We start from the raw sequence: 19,403 nt of genomic DNA on the forward strand, positions 1-19,403 counted from the left end.
CGGCAGCCTTTTTCTTATTGAACTAAAGGGCAGGTTAGTGCAACAAGGACTTTGGGGAATGCTAAAGAAAACTTCAAATATACAAACTGAATCAAGGTGAGTTAAATGAAAAATAAAGTGAAACCAATTTTGATAACAATAATCACAATACTTGCTGTATTTATGGTTGGTAAATATGTATTGGATACATTGTTTGGAGATATGTGTGGAAATGATATTATACAAAAAGTCCCTTCTCCTAGTGGTGAGAATGTGGCTTATGTTTTCGACAGAAGTTGTGGTGCAACAACGGGATTTTCACCTCAATTATCCATTTTAGATAAAGATGACGATTTTCAAAATGAATCGGGAAATACATTTAGGTCAGATAAAGAGTTTTCTATTGAATGGCTTGGTGAAAAGAACCTAAAAGTTATTTATGATAAATCCTCTGAAACTTACGAAATGGATAAAAAAGTGAATGGGATTGAGATTGATTATGTAGGAAAATAAGAGAGATTATGTCTTTTTCAACTAAAGGGTAGCAAGAGCTTAAGATGGGATCGCTGCGGCGTTCTCTTTTTTCTTGTTGTACTAACAGAGTAGTTTAGTTAAACAAGAATAATTACATAATAATATCGGAGGTGTTGGAATGATTACAGTTAAAAATGCTGCAATTTACCTTAAAGATAAAATAGGTGAAAATGCCAATGATATAAAAAAAGTTTGGCAAGCATTTAAAGATTTTTGTAAAGAACCAGTTGAGGGCGAAGAAGAAAAAGAAATTTTATTTCAATGTGGTGTTTTCAATTTTACTGGTGAGAAACTATTTCATTTGGATTTTGTACGTCAGTTTACTGTTTATGATGAAGATGAGTATTCTCATATTGAACAACTTCACTGTGAATTCTTATTTGAACCAACGAATGAGTTAAAAAAGTTAAAGGCAACAGAATGGTCAATGGATTATGATGATAAAGATGGATTTTTCAATCATATTGAAAACATTAAGGAGTTTAAAATACCTTTGAATTTAAAGCCGAAAAAAACAGAAATATATCAAGAAGAAGTTTAAACCTTATTACACTAACGGGTGCGATTGTTCAATAAGGGGCAGTCGCTTTTCTTGTTCTGCTAACGAGCAGGTTAGTGGAACAATAAAGAAGAAAATCCATTTCGCATTTATGTCGCATTTGACCCAAAGTGTGCAGTAAACAAAAAAAATAGACCTCATAGAGGTCAAGAAGACTTATTTAGAAAATCTCTAATTTCATCAGCAGGAATACCTAAATCTAAAGCTTTCCTAATAAGTTCCACCCATTCTTTATCTACTTCTTTTTCACTAGCAATTGCAGTCATAATATCCCCCCTTAAAATATGTACCATTTTAAGGTATCTCAGCCATCATAGTTTAACACCTTAGACCTGTAGCTTTGCGTCCCAAACTTTCGGATGGTTTGCCTTTTTCTAAATATTGTCAATCATATGAAACGATTGTACTACAAATGTTCACTATATTGAACGGAATAAATTCGAAAAAGTTCGACTATAAATGGCAAATTATGTAACAATTCGAGGATAATGTGCAATAGAAGAAAAGGTGCTTGTTCAACTAACGTGTGCAAGAGTTGTAGACCAGAGCAGCCTTGACGAAGCGTGCTAACGAAGCAGTAATTTCTTGTATACCATACATTGAGGAGGTCTATTGTTTTTTTATATAGAAAACAATTTTGGGGATTGTACACACCATACTTTGTCATTTTTCATAGCTAAAAACATAGGAATTCGTTTTTTAAAGGAGCGGATTAATTTTGATTACAGTTAGCCTTTGTATGATTTTGAAAAATGAAGAAGACACTATCGCAAGATGTCTAGATTCTGTAAATAACCTTGTCGATGAAATCATCATTGTGGACACAGGTTCAACAGATAAAACGAAAGAAATTGTTTCTCAATATACTGATCAGGTCCTTGACTTCCACTGGATTGACGACTTTGCTGCAGCACGGAATTTCGCTTTTAGAAACGCCAAAATGGACTACATTTTTTGGTTGGATGCGGATGATGTTTTAATGGAAAATGACCGCATTAAATTTTTAACGTTGAAAGAGACACTTAACACTACCATTGATTCAGTCACTATGCTCTATAATCTCGCGATTGATGAAAATGGAAATGTTATTACCAGTCTTCGGCGTAATCGCCTTGTAAAAAGGGAAAATAATTTCCAATGGTTTGGGGCAGTACATGAGTACCTTGAAGTTTGGGGAAATATTCTAAACAGTGAGGTTGCTGTAACCCATTGTAGGATTCATCACGACACAGACCGTAATCTTCGTATCTATAAAAACCGTCTTAAACGGGGTGAACAATTCTCTCCCAGAGACTTGTTTTACTTTGCAAACGAACTTCTTGAGCATAAAAAGTTTGAGGAAGCTATCAAATACTATAAACAATTTTTAGAAACAAAAAATGGCTGGGTAGAAGACAACATTTCTGCCTGTGGAAGGCTTGCTGAATGTTATGATGCAATAGATAATCAAGAAATGGGAATGCATTTCTTACTAAAATCTTTTGAATACGATTCACCGCGAGCTGATTTTTGCTGCAGAATAGGTTATAGATTCCTCCATAATAATAAGCCCCTCCAGGCTCTGTTCTGGTACAAACTCGCCACACAACTCGAAAAGCCAACTGACAATTTAGGAAAGATTAACCATGCTTGCTGGACTTGGCTTCCGCATTTGCAATTATGTGTTTGTTACTCACAACTAGGGAACCATGCACTAGCCTATGAACACAACGAGATTGCTCGAAAATATTTTCCTGATCACCCTAGCATTTTGCACAACAAACGTTTTCTAGAACCTATTTTACAAAAAACATAGTATGCAAATTAGAATGCTATTTTTGGTTAGATAAAGACCCCAAATAATCGAGAAATTTAAACAAAAAAAAGACTGCTTAACATAAAGAAATGAGTTCTTAAACTTTATACTTCTCCGTTAGTAAAATTAAGAGCATTGTCATTAATTAATCAAAAAGACAATGCAAATCGTTTAATTAATAACGACCATATTTCTAATAATTCAAAGAAAAAAAGTAGGAAATAAACCTCCTTGTCCAAGCACCCCTATTTCTATTCCCATAAAATATAGTGATTTTTATGGAAAGGGGTTGAAAAAGGGTTTGGATAATCATGAAAGATGTTCAAAATGCGGGCATAGAAATTGCAAATGCAAACGTAACAAATGTAAAGATTGTAGGCATTACAGTTGCATTTGTAAAAATAAGGAATGCTCAAAATGTGGACAGAGCAATTGTCAATGCAAAAAACATAAATGTCCAGTTTGTAGACATAGAGATTGTAGATGTAAAGTAGAACAAAACGTAAAAGTAAATGTAAAAATAGCAAGCAGTGCTACAGGAGCAACGGGAGCAACCGGAGCAACCGGGGCAACCGGGGCAACCGGAGACACTGGAGCAATCGGAGCAACCGGAGACACTGGAGCAACCGGAGCAACCGGAGACACTGGTGCCACAGGAGCAACCGGGGCAACCGGAGACACTGGAGCAACTGGAGCGACAGGAGCAACTGGAGAAATTGGACCAACTGGAGCAACCGGGGCAACCGGGGACACTGGTGCCACAGGACCTACTGGAGCAACAGGGACAACCGGAGCAACCGGAGCGACTGGAGCCACAGGACCTACTGGAGCAACAGGGACAACAGGAGCAACCGGAGCAACGGGAGCGACTGGTGCCACCGGGGCAACAGGGACAACCGGAGCAACTGGAGCAACCGGAGCGACTGGAGCCACAGGACCTACTGGAACAACTGGAGCTACTGGCACAGTTTCTAGTGCATCTGGTTATGTTTATCACACTGGTGCACAAACGGTACTTGCAGGAGGAAACGTAACATTCAATTCAACCGGACCCTTAACTGGGGGGGTTGCATTTATAGCTCCTTCGACAATAACAGTAGCAAATGGAGGAGAGTATCGTGTTCTCTACGAAATTGAACCACAATTTGCAGTAGGAAACACTGAAGCAGCTTATGCCATTGTTTTAAATGGTGTAGTTCAACCTTCCACGATTTATGGTCAAGTTGGTATTCCTAACCAAAATTTCAATCTTGTGGGTTCTGCTATTCTAATAATCCCGAACGGTGCAACACTTAATTTACGAAATGTAGGAAGTACGAGTGATAATCTTCTAACAACCGCAGATGGAGTCACAATCATCAATGCATCCTTTAGTTTATTTAGACTGAGTTAAAATCAATATGTGTGCTTCGGGGGTATCTGATGTAGTAGTGACCATATTAAGGTGATGGCAGTCAAATGGACAATAATATTATTAAGCAAGAAAATTTCCTCCTATTTCAAAAACAATATAAGTTTTAGAAGGTAACCAAGTATTCTTCGAAGAATAGCATTTGGTCACATTTGCAATTTTTGTAGGAGGAGGAAATTAAGAACAACATTAGTAACAATCTATGCTCGTCAGAAATTTTTTCAAAAACAAGTAACAGTTGATTGTGATATCGTTGAACCCCATTAACTGGGTAATACCACTCCATCTTCTACTAATATTTGTCTAAACACAGTTTCATGTTTTGTAGCTATTTCCGACTTCTCTATATATTTTCTATCTATATTAAAATGGGGAACCCAAGATTTTGGTAGCCAAAAATAGGATGCTCCAGAAATACGAACATTCTCTTTTTTATTGAAAATCTTGTGTATAAAACTTAAAAATTCTAAAATTCTCTTCTAAATTTATTGAAAAGGAGGGATTTCTAGAAACTAAAACACTGTTCCTAGTGCTAGTAAATTGTGAAGGAATTCACTTAAAGTAACGGGTGCGATTCTTGAAGAATCAGGGATTACATTTTTCTTATTGAGGTAACGGTGCAGGTTAGTTGAATAAGGGGTGTGTTACAATATTAAAAGTTATTTTTTAATGAGGTGAAAGAAATGGTTAGAAGGAGAGAGAGAGCCTCCTAAAAATGATGTTGTTTTAAATATTTTAGGAGGCTATCTTAATTTAGGAGATGAATTAATTATGAAACAAAACAAGTATGATGATGAGAAATTTTTCTCTGCGTATAAAAAAATGCCACGTTCAGTAAAAGGACTTGAAGGTGCAGGAGAATGGCACGAATTAAAAGCATTAATACCAGATTTGCGAAATAAGAGTGTACTTGATTTAGGATGCGGTTTCGGTTGGCATTGCAGGTACGCTCGTGAGCAACAAGCAAGTTCAGTCATTGGTGTAGATATATCCGAAAAAATGATTCACAAAGCTCGTGAAATGACGGATGATCCTTCGATTTCATACATTAAAATGCCAATTGAAGACATCAATTTTTCAGGCTCTCAATTTGATCTTGTCCTCAGTTCATTGGCTTTTCATTATATTAAGTCCTTTGAAACAATCGGTAAAAAGGTCTATGATTGTCTGAAGCCTGGAGGTTCATTTGTTTTTTCAGTTGAACATCCGATTTTCACATCTCGAAACGAACAAGATTGGTATTATGATGATAAAGGGAGTCGTCTGCATTGGGCAATTGATAATTACCAATCAGAAGGATTGCGTGAAACAACATTCCTAACTGAAAACGTTATTAAATATCATCGTACATTTTCAACCTATATAAATGACTTAATTGAAGCTGGTTTTATTATAAGGGCAATCAAGGAACCTATTCCTTCTGAAGAAATGTTAAATAGTATTCCTGAAATGAAAGATGAACTCCGAAGACCTATGTTCTTAATAATCTCAGCAGAAAAGTAAATGGTGATAAAATCTTTAATTGTACGTTCCTACAAAAGTAGGGACGTTTTTCTAATTAAACTAACGGGTGCGTTGATCTAAGGAGGATTAACGCTTATTTTTGTTGAAGTTATTTTACTAACGAAGCAGTATTGTTGAATAAGAATTACCCAATTTAGGAAAAGATAAAAAAAAATATGGAGGTTCATCAATGGGTCAAGTCCTTTCCTGGATTGTAATTATAGTACCTTGGTTTTTACTTGTACCACTAAATTCAATTAGGATAAGAAATTTTTTATCAGTTGCGTTTTTTACTGTTTTATTGAATACAATTTATTTCCAAATGGCGGAAGTTTGGAATTGGTGGACGGTAACAAATAATTTATTTTTTCTAACAAATATTTCATCGTTTACATATGGACTACTTCCCGTCACTACAATCCTTGTATTTTATTTTTTTTATCCCAACGTTTGGTTATTTTTCGGAGCTAATCTCATTATGGATGCAATACAAGCATTTATTATTAGTCCCTTTATTTTTGAAAAATTTGGACTTTATGAGTTGAACAATATGAGTAATTTGGGGCTTTATTTTGCGATTATTAGTCATTTACCAATAATTTATCTTTATCAAAGATGGTACGATTCTGTATTCACTCATAAAAAAACCTATTAAATATTGTGTTGAACTAAAGGGTCGTTTCTTCAAGATGAAGGTCCTTTTTTTCTTATTTAACAAGAAAGTTTGTGAATTATTGTACTTAAAGTAACGGGTGCGATAGTGAAAAGGTAGCGGATTGTCCGTTGCCTTTTCACTATCTAGTTTAAAAATACTTTCTATAGAATTCTCTTCTAAGGCTGCCACTTAATTGAGCATAAATCCTAGTAGTCTCGCTTTTTTCGTGCCCAAGTAAACTTTGAATTACATCAATGGGAGCTCCGTTGTTCAATAGGTGTGTGGCATAGCTATGACGTAGTTGGTGTGGATGAATTTCTTTGTTGATTCCTGCCCTACTTGATATTCTTTTTATGATGTACCTCATCTGTCCAATACTCATTCTATGTGGGTGCCGTTCGGTAACAAAAATAGCTGGGTCTTTATCCTGGCGAAGGTCTAAGTATCGCTTGAGCCAGATTTCACACCGTATATTAAAGTAGACCTCCCTTTCCTTATCGCCTTTTCCCAGCACAATGGCAGAATGATTTGCCCAATTAAAACTATTTTTATCAAGAGAAACAATTTCACCTATTCTACATCCTGTTGAAAACATAAATTCAAATAATGCCTTTCCATTGGAGTAAAACACGATTCCCTCAAATGTTCTATTTCTCTCTCCGTTAAAAATTTTGGAATTCGTTTTCCTTGTTTAGGTCCTTTGATTTTGGCAGCTGGATTTTTGGGTATATGCCCTTCCTCGTGTGACCAACGAAATACAGATTTAATAAATCGAATACGATGAGCCAAACTTGATGGCTTTAGGTGTTCACTGGATTTTGCTAAGTATCCTTTCAGTTGATCAGTAGTCAATGTTTCAACATTCACATCTTTAAAGTATTGGATAAGTAGCTTAGATTGGATCTTATACGCTTTTAATGTTTGAGGAGAGAATCCTTCGATCCTTTTATCTGATTCATAAAGTTCCCAGGCTTTTGATAATAACATAATAATTTCCTCCAATTCGGTTGATTAAGAGGAATTATTGCCTTGTTTATTGAAATGGAAACGTACAGATATTGAACTATCGGTGCAGGTTACTTGAACAAGGAACCTATTTAATTTAGAATTTTGAAGAAGATTACTGGAATATTATACTAAACTTAATAAAACGATATAGAAGAATTTAGAGAAAACGGAATTTTTAAACAATTATTGAGAACAGCCATTGACCATCTAAGACAAGATGGATACTCTGAAGTTCGTCTAAGTGCATTTGCAGGGAATCAAGCTATTAAACTTTACGAAAAAATGGGCTTTAATATAAGAACAGTTTCAATGAGTTTGCCATTATAAGTAACAGTTTTCTTTCACTAACTGGTGCAATTTGTTTAATATCTAAAGTTATCAATATGCCGAAGATATGAAGGTTTTTATTCATTTCTTACATATCTTCGGCTTTTTTACATTCTAAAAACCTACAGCCCTAAACAGCATTTTTTAATTGTCAAAAACAATCTTTCCAGTCTTTTCATTCAAATAGCGGATGATTTCAACATAGGGAATTACTTTTTCACGGAAGGACGGACAGCGAATTCCTCCGTTTTCTCCAAATCTTCCACAGGTGCATGTTCCTCAATTGGATGAGCTTTGCATTCTAGCAGGCTATCTCCATCTCCAGCAATTTTTCATAGTCAATTCTGTACCATTTTGTTTTATCCATTTCATCCGGTTCCAATTTTCAGACAGAAGAAATCCTAGCATCACTAACGAGCGACAAATGCTTGTCTAATAAAACAGCACCTTCCACTATTACTGGAATGGTGCCGTAACTTGTTTATTCACAAAACCTCATTTGTTTATGAAACAATTCACTGCCATTTAATTATTGTTTTTAACATAATAATGAATTTTTGAAAGTCTTCAGTTGTAAGATGCTCAAGGTTCTTTAATGGTTTTCTAAATTCCTCTGTATCCAATTTTTTATGATAATTGTAGACGATTTTTCCTTTTGGTGTTAATTCAATAATCATTTCCCGATGGTTGTCCGGGTTTTTATATTTAGCTACCAATCCCTTTTTTACAAGCTTATCTATCATTTGGGAAATTGCACCTTTTGTACGATTTGTCATCGCAGCAATTTCTGAGGTATTGGTTTTAATTTGATCTCCAATTAAATTAAGTGTGTGGGCCTCCACCATATAGAGTTCATCCTCAGTGCCATATGTCCTTGGGACACTATGGTAGTCGCTCATTAATCTTGTAGTTTCATATAGTGTTTCCATCAGTTCATGAAAAACTTTCTCCCGATCCATTTTATTTCTCCTTTCCATTTACAAATCCGCCCATTTTTACTTCATTGTACCATATAAAAAAATGCATAAATAAGTCTTTTCATAGAATAATAATTTTTAAAATATTTAGAATATTGTTGACGAAATAACAGTTTAGGTGCTAAACTGTTATTAAATAATAAATGAAAGCGCTATTAATTTATTCTTTTAAAGAAGAAAATTTTTTGAATGAGGAGGTTACATGATGAAATACAATTTTGATGAAATGGTCAATCGCCGAAATACCTATTCCTTAAAATGGGATGGCGAGGAGTTAATTAAGAATGCTGGCTTAACCGAAAGATACGATCATGAGACGATTCCTTTATTTACAGCCGATATGGATTTGCCTGTGGCGGAGCCAATAATAGAGGCACTGCATAAAACGGTGGATCATCGAATTTTTGGGTACTCTGTCTTTCCAGATGAGTATTATCAATCCATTCAGCATTGGTTTACTAAGAGACATAACTGGGCAATTAAAAAGGAGGAAATTGTATTTAGTCCAGGAACCGTTCATGCCTTGAATGTAGCAGTTAAAGCCTTGACCAATCCTGGAGATGGAGTGATTATCCAACGACCGGTTTATCCTCCGTTTACTGCCGCCATCGAAGGAAATGGAAGAATCGTAAGAAATAATGCACTTAAATGTTCTGATGGATCCTACACAATTGACTTCGAAGATTTTGAAGAAAAAGCCAAGGAAGAAAACACAAAAATGTTTATCCTGTGCAACCCCCATAATCCGACAGGGAGAATCTTTACAGCAGAAGAATTGAAAAGGCTTTCCGATATTTGTGCCGAAAATAATGTCCTCATTGTTGCGGACGAAATACATGGAGACCTTGTCAGAAAGAATCAAACCTTTATTCCAATCGCAAAAATCGCGAGTCATACAAATCATATAATCACTTGTACAGCGATTAATAAAACCTTTAATGTTGCCGGCCTTCATTGCACGAATGTGATTATCTCAAATCCAGAGATCAGGGAACTTTTCAGCCAGACAATGGGCTTTAACTTGCCATCTCCGTTTACGGTTTCAGCTCTGATTGCTGCTTACAATGAAGGAGAGGAATGGTTAGAGCAACTAAACCATTATCTTGATGACACAATGGCGTTTGTGAAAGATTTCCTGGCAAAAAAAATGCCAACTGTAAAAGTAGAAATTCCTGAAGGAACTTACGTATTGTGGATGGACTTTAGAGGGTATGGTCTATCGTCTAAGGAAGTTCACGATCGTATTTATAACAATGCCAACGTCTTACTGGAAGATGGAGAGATGTTTGGAGAAGAAGGGGGAGGTTTCCAAAGAATTTGCATTCCGTCACCTAGACCACTCATTAAAGAAGCACTGGAAAGAATCGCTGTGGCGTTTCAAGATGTTGAAGCTAAAAATCTATTAAAAGCCTAAAGAGTTGAATATCCGATTGCTATAGAATCCAATAGGGTCATACAAGGGGGAAAATGGATATGGAAGAAAAGCAAATTGTAGTACATGCTCCGATAGAAGAACACAAAAATTCAACCAAAGATCTAAAAAGAGTTTTAGGCAGAGGAGATTTAATGTCCATTGCGGTTGGACAAATTATTGGAGCTGGGATTTTTGCATTGGCTGGAGTAGCTATCGGTATTACTGGTAAGTCAGTAAACATTGCGTTTATGATTGCTGCATTATTTGTTATTATTATTGCTTTTACACAGATTTTAATTAGTGGAACGGTTCGATTGAGGGGTGGATTATATACACAAGCAGCACTTCTTGTTGGAAATAGATTTGCTGGATTTTACACCATTATCTATATAGTAGCTAATCTTTCTATAGCCATGTATGCCTTATCCTTTGCTGATTATTTCTTAGCACTTGTTCCTGGATTAAATTCAAAATTAATCGCTATTACAGTTCTAACCATTTTTTATTTAGCAAATTTATTTGGTGTAAAGGAAGCAGCTAAAGTACAACATTTTTTGGTTATTACTATGGCTTTAGCGTTAACCGTATTCGTTGTATTCGGAATGCCGCAGATTAAGCCTGGCTATTTTTCAGGTTCAGATTTCATGCCAGGAGGGCTTATTGGATTGTTTTCAGCTGCTACATTGTTGACTTATGCAACATCTGGAGCTGTTTCTGTTATGAACTTTGGTGCAGAAGCGAAAAATCCAACAAAGGATATCCCATTTGTATTGATTGTTTCAACTGTCTTAGTTGCATTGTTCTATGCCCTTATGGCCACAGTTGCTGCCGGTGTAATGCCAATAACGGAAGTTGCAAATCAACCTTTAACTGTTGTAGCCTTAGAAATTTTACCTTATCCGTTATATGTATTCTTTATTGTTGGTGGTGCCATGTTTGCATTGGCAACAACCCTAAATGCAACATTAGGATGGGTAACAAAACCAGTTCTTCAAGCTAGTGTTGACGGTTGGCTGCCACAAAAATTAGGAGCCATAAATGAAAAATATAAGACTCCGCATATTTTGTTAACCATCTTTTTTGTTTTAGGTTTAGTCCCGATTATTACGGGCTGGAATATAGGCGGAATTGCAAATTTCGCCCTTATCTTAGGTAACATTTTAAACCTTTTTCTTGCAATGGCCACTGTTAGATTGCCAAAGGTGGTTCCTGATTTATGGGAAAAGTCAAAATATCGGACATCAAAAGCTACTCTATGGACAATTAGTATTTTAGCCACATTAACATCTGCTTTTCAAGTTTACTTAATAGTACCAAGTTTAAACACAACCTTAATAATTGGAAACATTATACTACTTATTCTTGCTACCTTATTTGCAGTTTGGAGATACAATTCTGGTAAAGTCCAAATGGAAATAAGTTACGAAGAAAGTTAAATATACAGTACCATATTGGAGGGAATGTAATGACACAGAATAGTTTATATCAAAAATCAAATATTCGGAGATTGCAAGAATTAGCAAAGCTTGCTCCGGATACATTTAAAGCTTTTGCAGAATTTGATAAATTAGCGCTTGCGGACGGGCTTATTCCTAGAAAAACGAAGGAACTAATTGCTGTGGCCGTTGCCCATGTAACTGGCTGCGCCTATTGTATTGACGCTCATGTTTCGGCCGCAAAAAGATTAGAAGCCTCAAAAGAAGAAATGTTTGAAGCCATTATGGTGGCCACCGCTTTAAAGGCGGGATCTGCCATGGCCCATGGGCTGAACGCTTTGCAAGCATTTGATGGGGACAATCAAGACGATTTGTATACCAAAACCAATATGGCCCGATTTATGGATTTTAATGAATTAAGTCCCGAAGCATTTTCTGCATTTAATCAATTTGATAGAGAAGCACTGAAGCCAGGACTATTAAGCAGAAAAGAGAAAGAATTAATCGCCATTGCGGTCGCCCATGTAACCGGCTGCCCATATTGCATTGAAGTCCATACAAAGAATTTAAAGAAATTAGGGGTTCCACGCGAAGAGCTGGCAGAAGCCATATTCGTAGCCACCGCCCTAAAAGCCGGCTCAGCCCTAGCACACAGCGTCAATGCACTAAATGCTTACGATTTTTAAGTTTAGAGGTTTAGCCGCGGGGACGGTTCTTGCGGCGAAATCAGAGGATAAATAGAAGAAATTGAGATGGAGGAAAGAACATCATGCAAACAATTTTCACAGAAAAGGCCCCAAAAGCGATTGGACCATATTCTCAAGCAGTTGAAGCAGGAAATTTATTATTCCTTTCTGGGCAAATTCCTGTTGACCCTAAAACAAATGAAGTAGTGGAAAATGATATAGAAGTTCAAACGAACCAAGTGATGAAGAATATAAAGGCTATTTTAGAAAGCCAACAACTTTCAGTCAATAACATAGTAAAAACAACTATTTTTCTAAAAGACATGAACCAATTTGCCGTTGTCAATGAGGAGTATGGGAAGCATTTGGGAGACCATCGCCCTGCTCGTTCTACCGTAGAGATCAGCCGTCTTCCAAAAGACGTCCTCATTGAAATTGAGGTTATTGCATTCAAATAATAACAGTGCCTGTCATGCCCTAAATAATCACAAGGAATTCGGCAAAATGTGGGTAGTGACACTTATTTAAGATTGTTTCTCAAAATGTGATTAACTATTTAATCCATAGCTTTGAAAAAGCTGGTACTAATATGCTTGTTCTAGGTTTGTTTTCACTGATGAGTTTGATAGGTTTCTTCATAGGTGGGGATATGATGATTGTCTTTGTCATACTAGGTGTGATCTTGACAAAGAAGTTGAGATTAGATCCTATAAGTGCCTTGGCAGTCACCTTTTTACTACTGTTTTTAGCCCGTTCAGTTGTCCCAACAGGCGAAGCGTTAATTGGTCAGATGTTCTCTAACGGGGTACCACTTTATTCAGGCTACGGTGGCAGGACCATTATATTTCTTATTTACTTAGTCATTTCCGCCATTTATGTTATGTTCTATACAAGAAGGGGTGTGAGAGATCCTTCCAAGCCTGCTATGAATAATGATGATTGGTTAAAGGAATTAGATGATTTCACTACTTCTGTGAAAGTAGAAAAAGTAAAATGGCAAGATGTATTGTTCTTATATTAGTGATTGTTGCCCCTAACATAATGGCAATTTTAAATACCATTTACAAATGGACAACATTGTATGGAAGCAAAGTGGTGATCACTTGCTTCCTTATAAGAGAAAAAGCTCAAGTGATATGATTAATGCTTTTTCAAAAGCGTACAAGATATAGTAATTGTTTCCATCGTGATTATTTTGATTAAGGTAGTAAAAAAACAGAGAAATAACAAAATTATCCCTTAATCGTAACGTAGAACAGTGAATAGGTAATTACAAATAGTCCCTCGCCCATTTGGGTTGGAGGCACTATTTAGTAATTTAAGATAAATAAGCCCATTTAATGTGAACTTTGTGAATAACTTCACTTAAACTAATGGGTGCGTTAGATTAAAAAAGGATCGTCAAAGAGGCGGTCAATTTTTTAACAGAATCTTAGAAATGACTACCATCGATAGAACTTTTTCTATCGGTTTTTTTATTTCTTGATAGGATTTTGTAATAACAGACGTATTAATAGGTAGGTACCGAATAACAAATGGAGGAGAGGTTGAAAATTGAGGGTTACTGACGAAAATGTTGTTCAACAAATAAAGTTAAAAAATGAAAAAACTTTACCCTACCTTATAAAGACATACGGTGGTCTGCTCAATGCGATTATTCGAAGACATCTAAACGGAAATCAACAAGATATGGAGGAATGCTTTGGAGATGTATTAGTTTCTATCTGGTTCCATATTGATTCATTTGATCCATCAAAAAATGAATTTAATCAATGGATCGCTGCTATTGCCAGATACCGTTCAATTGATTATATGCGTAAATCCGTTAAATTAAAGCAGCATATGAGTAAGTATGAGTTTGATGAAAGAATTTCTGGTCAACCAAGTTCAAAGACACTCGAAATATCCAGTTTGTTAAAGGAACTTACCGATACCGAACGCACAATCTTTGAAAAATATTATGTTGAAGGTGTTCCAAGTAAAGAAATTGCGAATGAATTTCAAGCAAAGGAATCCTGGGTGCATAATAAGCTTTCAAGGGGCAGAAAGAAATTGAAAACCATTTTATTGAAAAATGAGGTGTAATGGAGATGTCAATTTTTAAAGCATTGAATGATGTAAGGTTAGATATAAGTGAATTTGATGAACTTCCACTTTCAGAGTCTGAACAAAAACGTATTTTAAAGAATGTTCAAACCAAGATTCATCCAAGAAAACAAAAACAAAAATGGTTAGGTATAGGTGCTGCCGTTGTTGCAGCTTGCGCCCTAAGTTTAGCATTAACAATTGATAAAGGAACAATAGCAAATATGCCCTTTGTTAGTGAGCCTATTGAAAAATATATAAACGAAATTGATATTCCCGATTATTCTTCTTATAAGACGACAATTGGAGAAATGAAAGAAAATTCAATTGGAAAATTAACATTAAATGAAGTAATGATAGACCACCAAAAACTATTTTTAAGTGCTACATTTGAGCCAGCAGATGGGGTAAAGTTTGATTATCAAACTTTTATCAAACCAACGATTAAAGTGAATGGACGAGAGTACGAGGTTACAACAGGAGGTCAATCTATCGAATTGAATGAATCTATGTTTACAATTTATAATGATATTAATTTTAGTGAAGAGATTACAAGTGATGAAGTAAATATTGAAATTAGTTATGATTCAATGAGATACCATTTAGAAGATGAACAAATAATTAAACAGCCGTGGAAATTTGACGTTAAAGTGTCTCAGGCTAATTTACTAGCAGAGAAAAAAGTATATGAAATGGATCAAACCATTACTTTAAATAACGGAGAACTTGTTACTATTGAAAAGGTGGTAACTACCCCTATTTCAACAACGATCTATTACGATTTATCACAAAGCTCAAGTGAGAATATTTACTTTAATATCCAAACTGAAGATGGTAAACAAAAAGAATCCCATATGTCAGCTTTTACATCAAATAAGTCGGGTAATGTATCGGTTATACGCTTTAACGGATTAACTATAACGGATACAAAAATTTTCTTAATAGCTCGAAATTCTGAAAATAAACTATTAAGCAACCCTATTCCTATTAATTAAATTGGCGGGTACAGGAATAATTTTTGTAATATGAGGAACGTTTTTTTACAATTACTCCTAAATACGGGCTTGAGTAAATAAGGGGTCGTCATTTGACGGTCCTTAATTGCACCAGTAACATTATGGAACTAACGGGGGGCTTTAGTTGAAGAAAGCCACTGATTTTTATCAGTGGCTTTTTTGTTTGTTTAATGGAAGACCTTTACGATGAACTATTTATTCAATCACGGCGGAACTCTAGTTACTTAATTCCATTAATAATTCGTGGACAATGTGTTGTTCAAAATCCTTTGGTTTATCCAATAGTATCCCTCTTTTTGATGCAGCTGCAATTATTAGTCCTAATTCATAGTACATGTTTTTAGAAACTAATCCTTTTGAAATCATTTTCTTCACTTCATAATAAAATTGAATCAAAAAATCACTTGGTAATTTTTCATACAAAGACATTTTTGAAAACACTTACTATTCCTACTGTTCTAATAGGAATAATATCAATTAAAACTGAAATTGAAAAGAGTTTTTCGCCAGATTCATAAATTTGTTATTTTATTACAGATACGTTTGTCAATACTGCTTTAATCTTGTTGACTTAACGGGCAGGATAGTTTAACAAGAAAAAATAATAATAAGATTTAGTTAGAGGAATGTTATAAAAAACATTCAGAAGGAAGTTGATATATATGGGTAATAAAAAGACATTTGCTTTAGCGATGTTAATCGTTCCTTGGCTAACTGTTCCTTTCATGGGGAAAAAATCATTTTTTAGGTTTTTACCTGTAGCAAGTTTTGTTAATTTATTCATAAGTGTGTTAAGTGTAATTGCTAATAAGAAAAAATGGTGGGTAAATAAAAATCCTATATCTCCCGGTTTTGTAGATTTTACATATATATTAGGTCCTTATTTTGTAGCCACACTATGGGTATTTAAACTAACATACGGCAATTTTTTCAAATATTTAATTACAAATATGGTAATAGATGCTATTTGTGCTTATCCGTTTGGTCAAATATGGGAAAAGGTAGGGGTATTTAAATTTAAAAAGTTGAATCATACTATTTGGTATTTTATATGTGTGTCACTAGCAATTATTATTTATGGGTATCAGTATATAGTGGAAAAATCTATTATGAAGGTAAATAAACCCCAATCAGATTTTTAATTAGCATTTAAATTTTTCAGTTCTTCAACTAACGGGTGCAATAGTTTAAGATCATCAGCTGCTTCGGCGGCTTTTTTACTTGTTAAACTAACGAAGCAGTTTAGTTGTGCGAAATGTTTCTGACTTAAATTGGGATTGGTCACAATACTCAGGTAAAGGTCAGACAGTTCCTGTCGGAACTGAAGGATTATATCGAAGGATCAAAAGATGGGGTAACGCCCTGAAGGGTTCTCTCTTAGTCGAATAACACTGGATTTAGTAAGAATGATAGTGTTATAAGCTCGGCGAAAAGGCGTGAGAAATTACCGTACCAGTTCGGCTGACGAAAGCCTACTCGATGGAGTGGTGTAATTCATGGCGCTTGAGTTGTTTGAATATGGTGAGAATGCGAATAAACCTAAAAGTAATGGTTAAGCTGACAAACTTCTGAATGTACGGGTCTAAAACTGCGATACATAGAAATGTGTATATCACCAAATTGTGAGGTTAGATGTGGGTGAGTAAAAATAACTAATATGAAAATCCATGATACGTTGCGGGCGTATGAATGCTAACAGGCTTAAAGGAAGCACCTAAGTTCATTCTATAATAGATATAATTCAACGTTGTAAACTGGTAACGTGGAGGACTTACTTCTTATGAAACGTTGGCAAGGAAAACAATAATGATAATAGTTATTGTATAACTTGCCTTAATATCAGTGAAAGTGGTGGCATAGTACCAATGAAATGTTTAACCCACATGGAGGATAGCCACTAGACTAATATAGATTTATTCAACCAAGTAAGGCAGTTCTTTATCGATTAATAAGGTTCTTGTGAGACTAAAAGAGGTTTAACTCCGAAAGGAGTCACCAACTTATTGAAACGGAAGAAACTGAGACACAGTGAATATTATAGTATGCAAGATTGTTTTGACAAACTATATTTTCAAAGTGTCAGTGGTCATCGCTTCTATGACTTAACAGATTTAATGAGTTCTAAAGATAATATACGACTTGCCTACCGAAACATAAAAAGAAACACAGGTAGCAAAACTGCTGGAACAGATAAATTAACAATCAAAGATATTCAGCATCTAACAGTGGAAGATGTAATAGCAAGGGTTCAAACCATGTTCAAATGGTACAGACCACAATCAGTTAGGCGTGTTCTCATTCCTAAAGGATACGGTAAAACAAGACCTTTAGGTATTCCAACGATTTGGGATAGAATCTTTCAACAATGCATACTTCAAATATTAGAGCCTATTTGTGAAGCAAAATTCCATAAACATAGTTATGGATTTAGACCGAACCGCAGCACTCATCATGCCAAAGCTAGGCTGGAATTTCTTATTAATCAATCTGGACTCTACCATTGTGTCGATGTAGATATCAAAGGCTTCTTTGATAACGTGAATCATAGTAAGCTTTTAAAACAAATGTGGTCATTGGGCATAAGGGATAAATTACTTCTTTCTATTATATCTAGACTATTAAAAGCAGAGATTGAAGGAGAAGGTATTCCAACAAAAGGTACTCCGCAAGGGGGTATTCTATCACCTTTATTATCCAACATTGTCTTAAACGAATTGGACTGGTGGATTAGCGACCAGTGGGAAACGTTTGAAAGCAGATATACCTACTCCACCAATGGCAGTAAGTATCAGCATTTGAAGAAGACAGCTTTGAAAGAGTGCTTTATCGTCCGCTATGCGGACGATTTTAAAATTATGTGCAGAACAAGGTCACAGGCGATAAGAATGAATTACGCAGTGAGAGATTTCTTGAAAAATAGAATACACCTGGAAACAAGCGAAGAGAAATCAAAAATCATCAACCTAAAGAAAAACTCTTCCGAGTTTCTTGGCTTTTCAATAAAAGCTGTTAGAAAAGGAAAAACAAGATTTGGCTATGTGGCAAGGTCCGATATGTCGAAGAAGGCTAAACTAAACGCCTTCCAAAAGATTAAGGAAGCTATAAAAGTAATCAAGAAAAAGCCTAGCATTCAGGCAGTCTGGAATTTCAATACTGTCGTCATGGGAATCCAAAACTATTACTCAGTCGCTACAAACATCACTATCAATCTGAATGAGTTAAACGCTCATCTACGCAAAACGTTATATAATCAATTAAGGAACATTAGAACCGAGGCAAGTTTCCATGAGATGACTAAAACCTTACAGAAAAGATACAAGGGATATAAGACAAAACTGTTTATGATACAAAAAATGGTTTTTGTCCCCATCCATGCACAACGATGGAAAAAGACACTTGGGTTCTCGCAAGTGATATGTAACTTTACTGCCGAAGGTAGAGCAAAGATTCATAATAGCTTAAAGGCTATCGACAAAAGCATGCTTTCTTACATCATGAGAAACTACATTCCAAATCGAACTATTGAATACAATGACAACAGAATCAGTAAGTTTATTGCCCAATATGGAAAATGTGCCATATTAGTAGAAGAGTTAGGAATTAATGAATGGCATTGTCATCATATAAGTCCTTATTACCTGTCGAAAGATGATAGTTATTCAAACCTGATTATTGTTCATAAAGCAATTCATCAATTAATTCATCTTAAAGATAAAGGTAAAATTGAAACTCTTTTACAATCTTTAAAGCTTACAAGTAAACAGAAAGAAAAAGTAAATAAGTTACGATTAAAATGTCTAAATGAAATAATTTAATTTTGGAAAAACAGCACTCGTCTGCTTAATACATAGAACGAATAAATTGGATTAGTTGGAACGCCGTATGAGGTGAAAGTCTCACGTACGGTGTGAACAGGGGGAAAAGGGAGCGATAACGTCAAACCCTTACCTATCTGTATTAAGTGCAATCCTTCACAATATTAATTGAGATTCGATTAAACTGACCACGATGGAGCGCA

At 35.3% G+C, this 19,403-nt stretch carries 19 protein-coding genes, 1 pseudogene and 1 riboswitch; of the genes and pseudogenes, 16 read left to right on the forward strand and 4 right to left on the reverse strand.

The window, feature by feature from the left end; all coding sequences use genetic code 11:
- Window positions 1-105: 105 nt before the first annotated feature.
- Window positions 106-492 (forward strand): hypothetical protein, encoded by a 387-nt coding sequence (locus QFZ31_RS03490; RefSeq protein ID WP_307300935.1) that lies wholly within the window; start codon window positions 106-108, stop codon window positions 490-492.
- 139 nt (window positions 493-631) lie between these two features.
- Complete coding sequence (locus tag QFZ31_RS03495; protein WP_307300936.1) at window positions 632-1,054, forward strand: hypothetical protein; 423 nt, start codon at window positions 632-634, stop codon at window positions 1,052-1,054.
- Between the two features lie 164 nt (window positions 1,055-1,218).
- Here the strand turns inward: QFZ31_RS03495 and QFZ31_RS03500 are convergent, their stop codons facing one another.
- Window positions 1,219-1,338 carry an anti-repressor SinI family protein gene (locus QFZ31_RS03500; protein ID WP_307300937.1) on the reverse strand — a complete coding sequence of 40 codons (120 nt, stop codon included), beginning with the start codon at window positions 1,336-1,338 and terminating at the stop codon, window positions 1,219-1,221.
- Between the two features lie 29 nt (window positions 1,339-1,367).
- Window positions 1,368-1,451: riboswitch (cyclic di-GMP riboswitch) on the reverse strand.
- A 339-nt stretch (window positions 1,452-1,790) separates the two neighbouring features.
- Here QFZ31_RS03500 and QFZ31_RS03505 point away from each other — a divergent pair.
- The 4 genes from QFZ31_RS03505 (at window position 1,791) to QFZ31_RS03520 (ending at window position 6,436) form a co-directional block, all read left to right on the forward strand.
- Window positions 1,791-2,867: a glycosyltransferase family 2 protein gene (locus QFZ31_RS03505; protein WP_307300939.1), complete on the forward strand. Its 1,077-nt coding sequence runs from the start codon at window positions 1,791-1,793 to the stop codon at window positions 2,865-2,867.
- Between the two features lie 301 nt (window positions 2,868-3,168).
- Window positions 3,169-4,260, forward strand: a complete 1,092-nt coding sequence (locus QFZ31_RS03510; RefSeq protein WP_307300941.1) for a collagen-like protein — start codon at window positions 3,169-3,171, stop codon at window positions 4,258-4,260.
- 789 nt (window positions 4,261-5,049) lie between these two features.
- Complete coding sequence (locus tag QFZ31_RS03515) at window positions 5,050-5,781, forward strand: class I SAM-dependent methyltransferase (RefSeq protein ID WP_307300943.1); 732 nt, start codon at window positions 5,050-5,052, stop codon at window positions 5,779-5,781.
- A 190-nt stretch (window positions 5,782-5,971) separates the two neighbouring features.
- Window positions 5,972-6,436 carry a hypothetical protein gene (locus QFZ31_RS03520; RefSeq protein ID WP_307300945.1) on the forward strand — a complete coding sequence of 155 codons (465 nt, stop codon included), beginning with the start codon at window positions 5,972-5,974 and terminating at the stop codon, window positions 6,434-6,436.
- 148 nt (window positions 6,437-6,584) lie between these two features.
- Here QFZ31_RS03520 and QFZ31_RS03525 read toward each other — a convergent pair.
- Window positions 6,585-7,423 (reverse strand): annotated as a pseudogene (locus tag QFZ31_RS03525) (tyrosine-type recombinase/integrase).
- A gap of 168 nt (window positions 7,424-7,591) precedes the next feature.
- On the opposite strand from QFZ31_RS03525, the gene QFZ31_RS03530 reads away from it, so the two are divergent.
- A complete protein-coding gene (locus tag QFZ31_RS03530; RefSeq protein ID WP_307311342.1) occupies window positions 7,592-7,771 on the forward strand; it encodes a GNAT family N-acetyltransferase in 180 nt (59 codons plus the stop codon).
- A 515-nt stretch (window positions 7,772-8,286) separates the two neighbouring features.
- Here QFZ31_RS03530 and QFZ31_RS03535 read toward each other — a convergent pair.
- The gene (locus QFZ31_RS03535) at window positions 8,287-8,730 is read right to left on the reverse strand and encodes a MarR family winged helix-turn-helix transcriptional regulator (protein ID WP_307300947.1); all 444 of its coding nucleotides are present in this window, start codon (window positions 8,728-8,730) and stop codon (window positions 8,287-8,289) included.
- Between the two features lie 223 nt (window positions 8,731-8,953).
- Between QFZ31_RS03535 and QFZ31_RS03540 the strand changes: the two genes are divergently transcribed.
- The 7 genes from QFZ31_RS03540 to QFZ31_RS03570 all read left to right on the forward strand — a co-directional run bounded on the left by QFZ31_RS03540 (window position 8,954) and on the right by QFZ31_RS03570 (window position 15,364).
- Entirely contained in the window at window positions 8,954-10,162 is a 1,209-nt protein-coding gene (locus tag QFZ31_RS03540) for a MalY/PatB family protein (RefSeq protein WP_307300949.1), read from the forward strand.
- Between the two features lie 59 nt (window positions 10,163-10,221).
- Complete coding sequence (locus QFZ31_RS03545) at window positions 10,222-11,598, forward strand: APC family permease (protein ID WP_307300950.1); 1,377 nt, start codon at window positions 10,222-10,224, stop codon at window positions 11,596-11,598.
- Window positions 11,599-11,627: 29 nt separating this feature from the next.
- Window positions 11,628-12,284, forward strand: coding sequence for a carboxymuconolactone decarboxylase family protein (locus QFZ31_RS03550; protein WP_307300952.1), 657 nt, complete (start codon window positions 11,628-11,630; stop codon window positions 12,282-12,284).
- A gap of 80 nt (window positions 12,285-12,364) precedes the next feature.
- Window positions 12,365-12,742 carry a RidA family protein gene (locus QFZ31_RS03555; protein WP_307311345.1) on the forward strand — a complete coding sequence of 126 codons (378 nt, stop codon included), beginning with the start codon at window positions 12,365-12,367 and terminating at the stop codon, window positions 12,740-12,742.
- A gap of 86 nt (window positions 12,743-12,828) precedes the next feature.
- On the forward strand, window positions 12,829-13,305 hold the full coding sequence (locus QFZ31_RS03560) for a hypothetical protein (protein WP_307300953.1): 477 nt from the start codon (window positions 12,829-12,831) through the stop codon (window positions 13,303-13,305).
- A gap of 533 nt (window positions 13,306-13,838) precedes the next feature.
- On the forward strand, window positions 13,839-14,369 hold the full coding sequence (locus QFZ31_RS03565; protein ID WP_307300955.1) for a sigma-70 family RNA polymerase sigma factor: 531 nt from the start codon (window positions 13,839-13,841) through the stop codon (window positions 14,367-14,369).
- Between the two features lie 5 nt (window positions 14,370-14,374).
- Entirely contained in the window at window positions 14,375-15,364 is a 990-nt protein-coding gene (locus QFZ31_RS03570) for a DUF4179 domain-containing protein (protein ID WP_307300957.1), read from the forward strand.
- 237 nt (window positions 15,365-15,601) lie between these two features.
- Here QFZ31_RS03570 and QFZ31_RS03575 read toward each other — a convergent pair whose 3' ends face one another.
- On the reverse strand, window positions 15,602-15,814 hold the full coding sequence (locus QFZ31_RS03575; protein ID WP_307300958.1) for a hypothetical protein: 213 nt from the start codon (window positions 15,812-15,814) through the stop codon (window positions 15,602-15,604).
- Window positions 15,815-16,047: 233 nt separating this feature from the next.
- Between QFZ31_RS03575 and QFZ31_RS03580 the strand changes: the two genes are divergently transcribed.
- Window positions 16,048-16,527 (forward strand): hypothetical protein, encoded by a 480-nt coding sequence (locus tag QFZ31_RS03580; RefSeq protein WP_307300960.1) that lies wholly within the window; start codon window positions 16,048-16,050, stop codon window positions 16,525-16,527.
- Window positions 16,528-17,427: 900 nt separating this feature from the next.
- Entirely contained in the window at window positions 17,428-19,200 is a 1,773-nt protein-coding gene (ltrA, locus tag QFZ31_RS03585) for a group II intron reverse transcriptase/maturase (protein ID WP_307311348.1), read from the forward strand.
- The last annotated feature ends 203 nt before the right edge of the window (window positions 19,201-19,403 follow it).

It is taken from the genome of Neobacillus niacini, assembly GCF_030817595.1.
Classification (GTDB): Bacteria; Bacillota; Bacilli; order Bacillales; family Cytobacillaceae; genus Neobacillus; species Neobacillus niacini_G.

What these genes read in the sequence shown, in the direction of transcription:
- QFZ31_RS03490 (WP_307300935.1), top strand. Translation starts at nt 106, where the DNA reads ATGAAAAATAAAGTGAAACCAATTTTGATAACAATAATCACAATACTT.
- QFZ31_RS03495 (WP_307300936.1), top strand. Translation starts at nt 632, where the DNA reads ATGATTACAGTTAAAAATGCTGCAATTTACCTTAAAGATAAAATAGGT.
- QFZ31_RS03500 (WP_307300937.1), bottom strand. Translation starts at nt 1,338, where the DNA reads ATGACTGCAATTGCTAGTGAAAAAGAAGTAGATAAAGAATGGGTGGAA.
- QFZ31_RS03515 (WP_307300943.1), top strand. Translation starts at nt 5,050, where the DNA reads ATGAAACAAAACAAGTATGATGATGAGAAATTTTTCTCTGCGTATAAA.
- QFZ31_RS03520 (WP_307300945.1), top strand. Translation starts at nt 5,972, where the DNA reads ATGGGTCAAGTCCTTTCCTGGATTGTAATTATAGTACCTTGGTTTTTA.
- QFZ31_RS03535 (WP_307300947.1), bottom strand. Translation starts at nt 8,730, where the DNA reads ATGGATCGGGAGAAAGTTTTTCATGAACTGATGGAAACACTATATGAA.
- QFZ31_RS03540 (WP_307300949.1), top strand. Translation starts at nt 8,954, where the DNA reads ATGAAATACAATTTTGATGAAATGGTCAATCGCCGAAATACCTATTCC.
- QFZ31_RS03545 (WP_307300950.1), top strand. Translation starts at nt 10,222, where the DNA reads ATGGAAGAAAAGCAAATTGTAGTACATGCTCCGATAGAAGAACACAAA.
- QFZ31_RS03550 (WP_307300952.1), top strand. Translation starts at nt 11,628, where the DNA reads ATGACACAGAATAGTTTATATCAAAAATCAAATATTCGGAGATTGCAA.
- QFZ31_RS03570 (WP_307300957.1), top strand. Translation starts at nt 14,375, where the DNA reads ATGTCAATTTTTAAAGCATTGAATGATGTAAGGTTAGATATAAGTGAA.
- QFZ31_RS03575 (WP_307300958.1), bottom strand. Translation starts at nt 15,814, where the DNA reads ATGTCTTTGTATGAAAAATTACCAAGTGATTTTTTGATTCAATTTTAT.
- QFZ31_RS03580 (WP_307300960.1), top strand. Translation starts at nt 16,048, where the DNA reads ATGGGTAATAAAAAGACATTTGCTTTAGCGATGTTAATCGTTCCTTGG.
- ltrA (WP_307311348.1), top strand. Translation starts at nt 17,428, where the DNA reads ATGCAAGATTGTTTTGACAAACTATATTTTCAAAGTGTCAGTGGTCAT.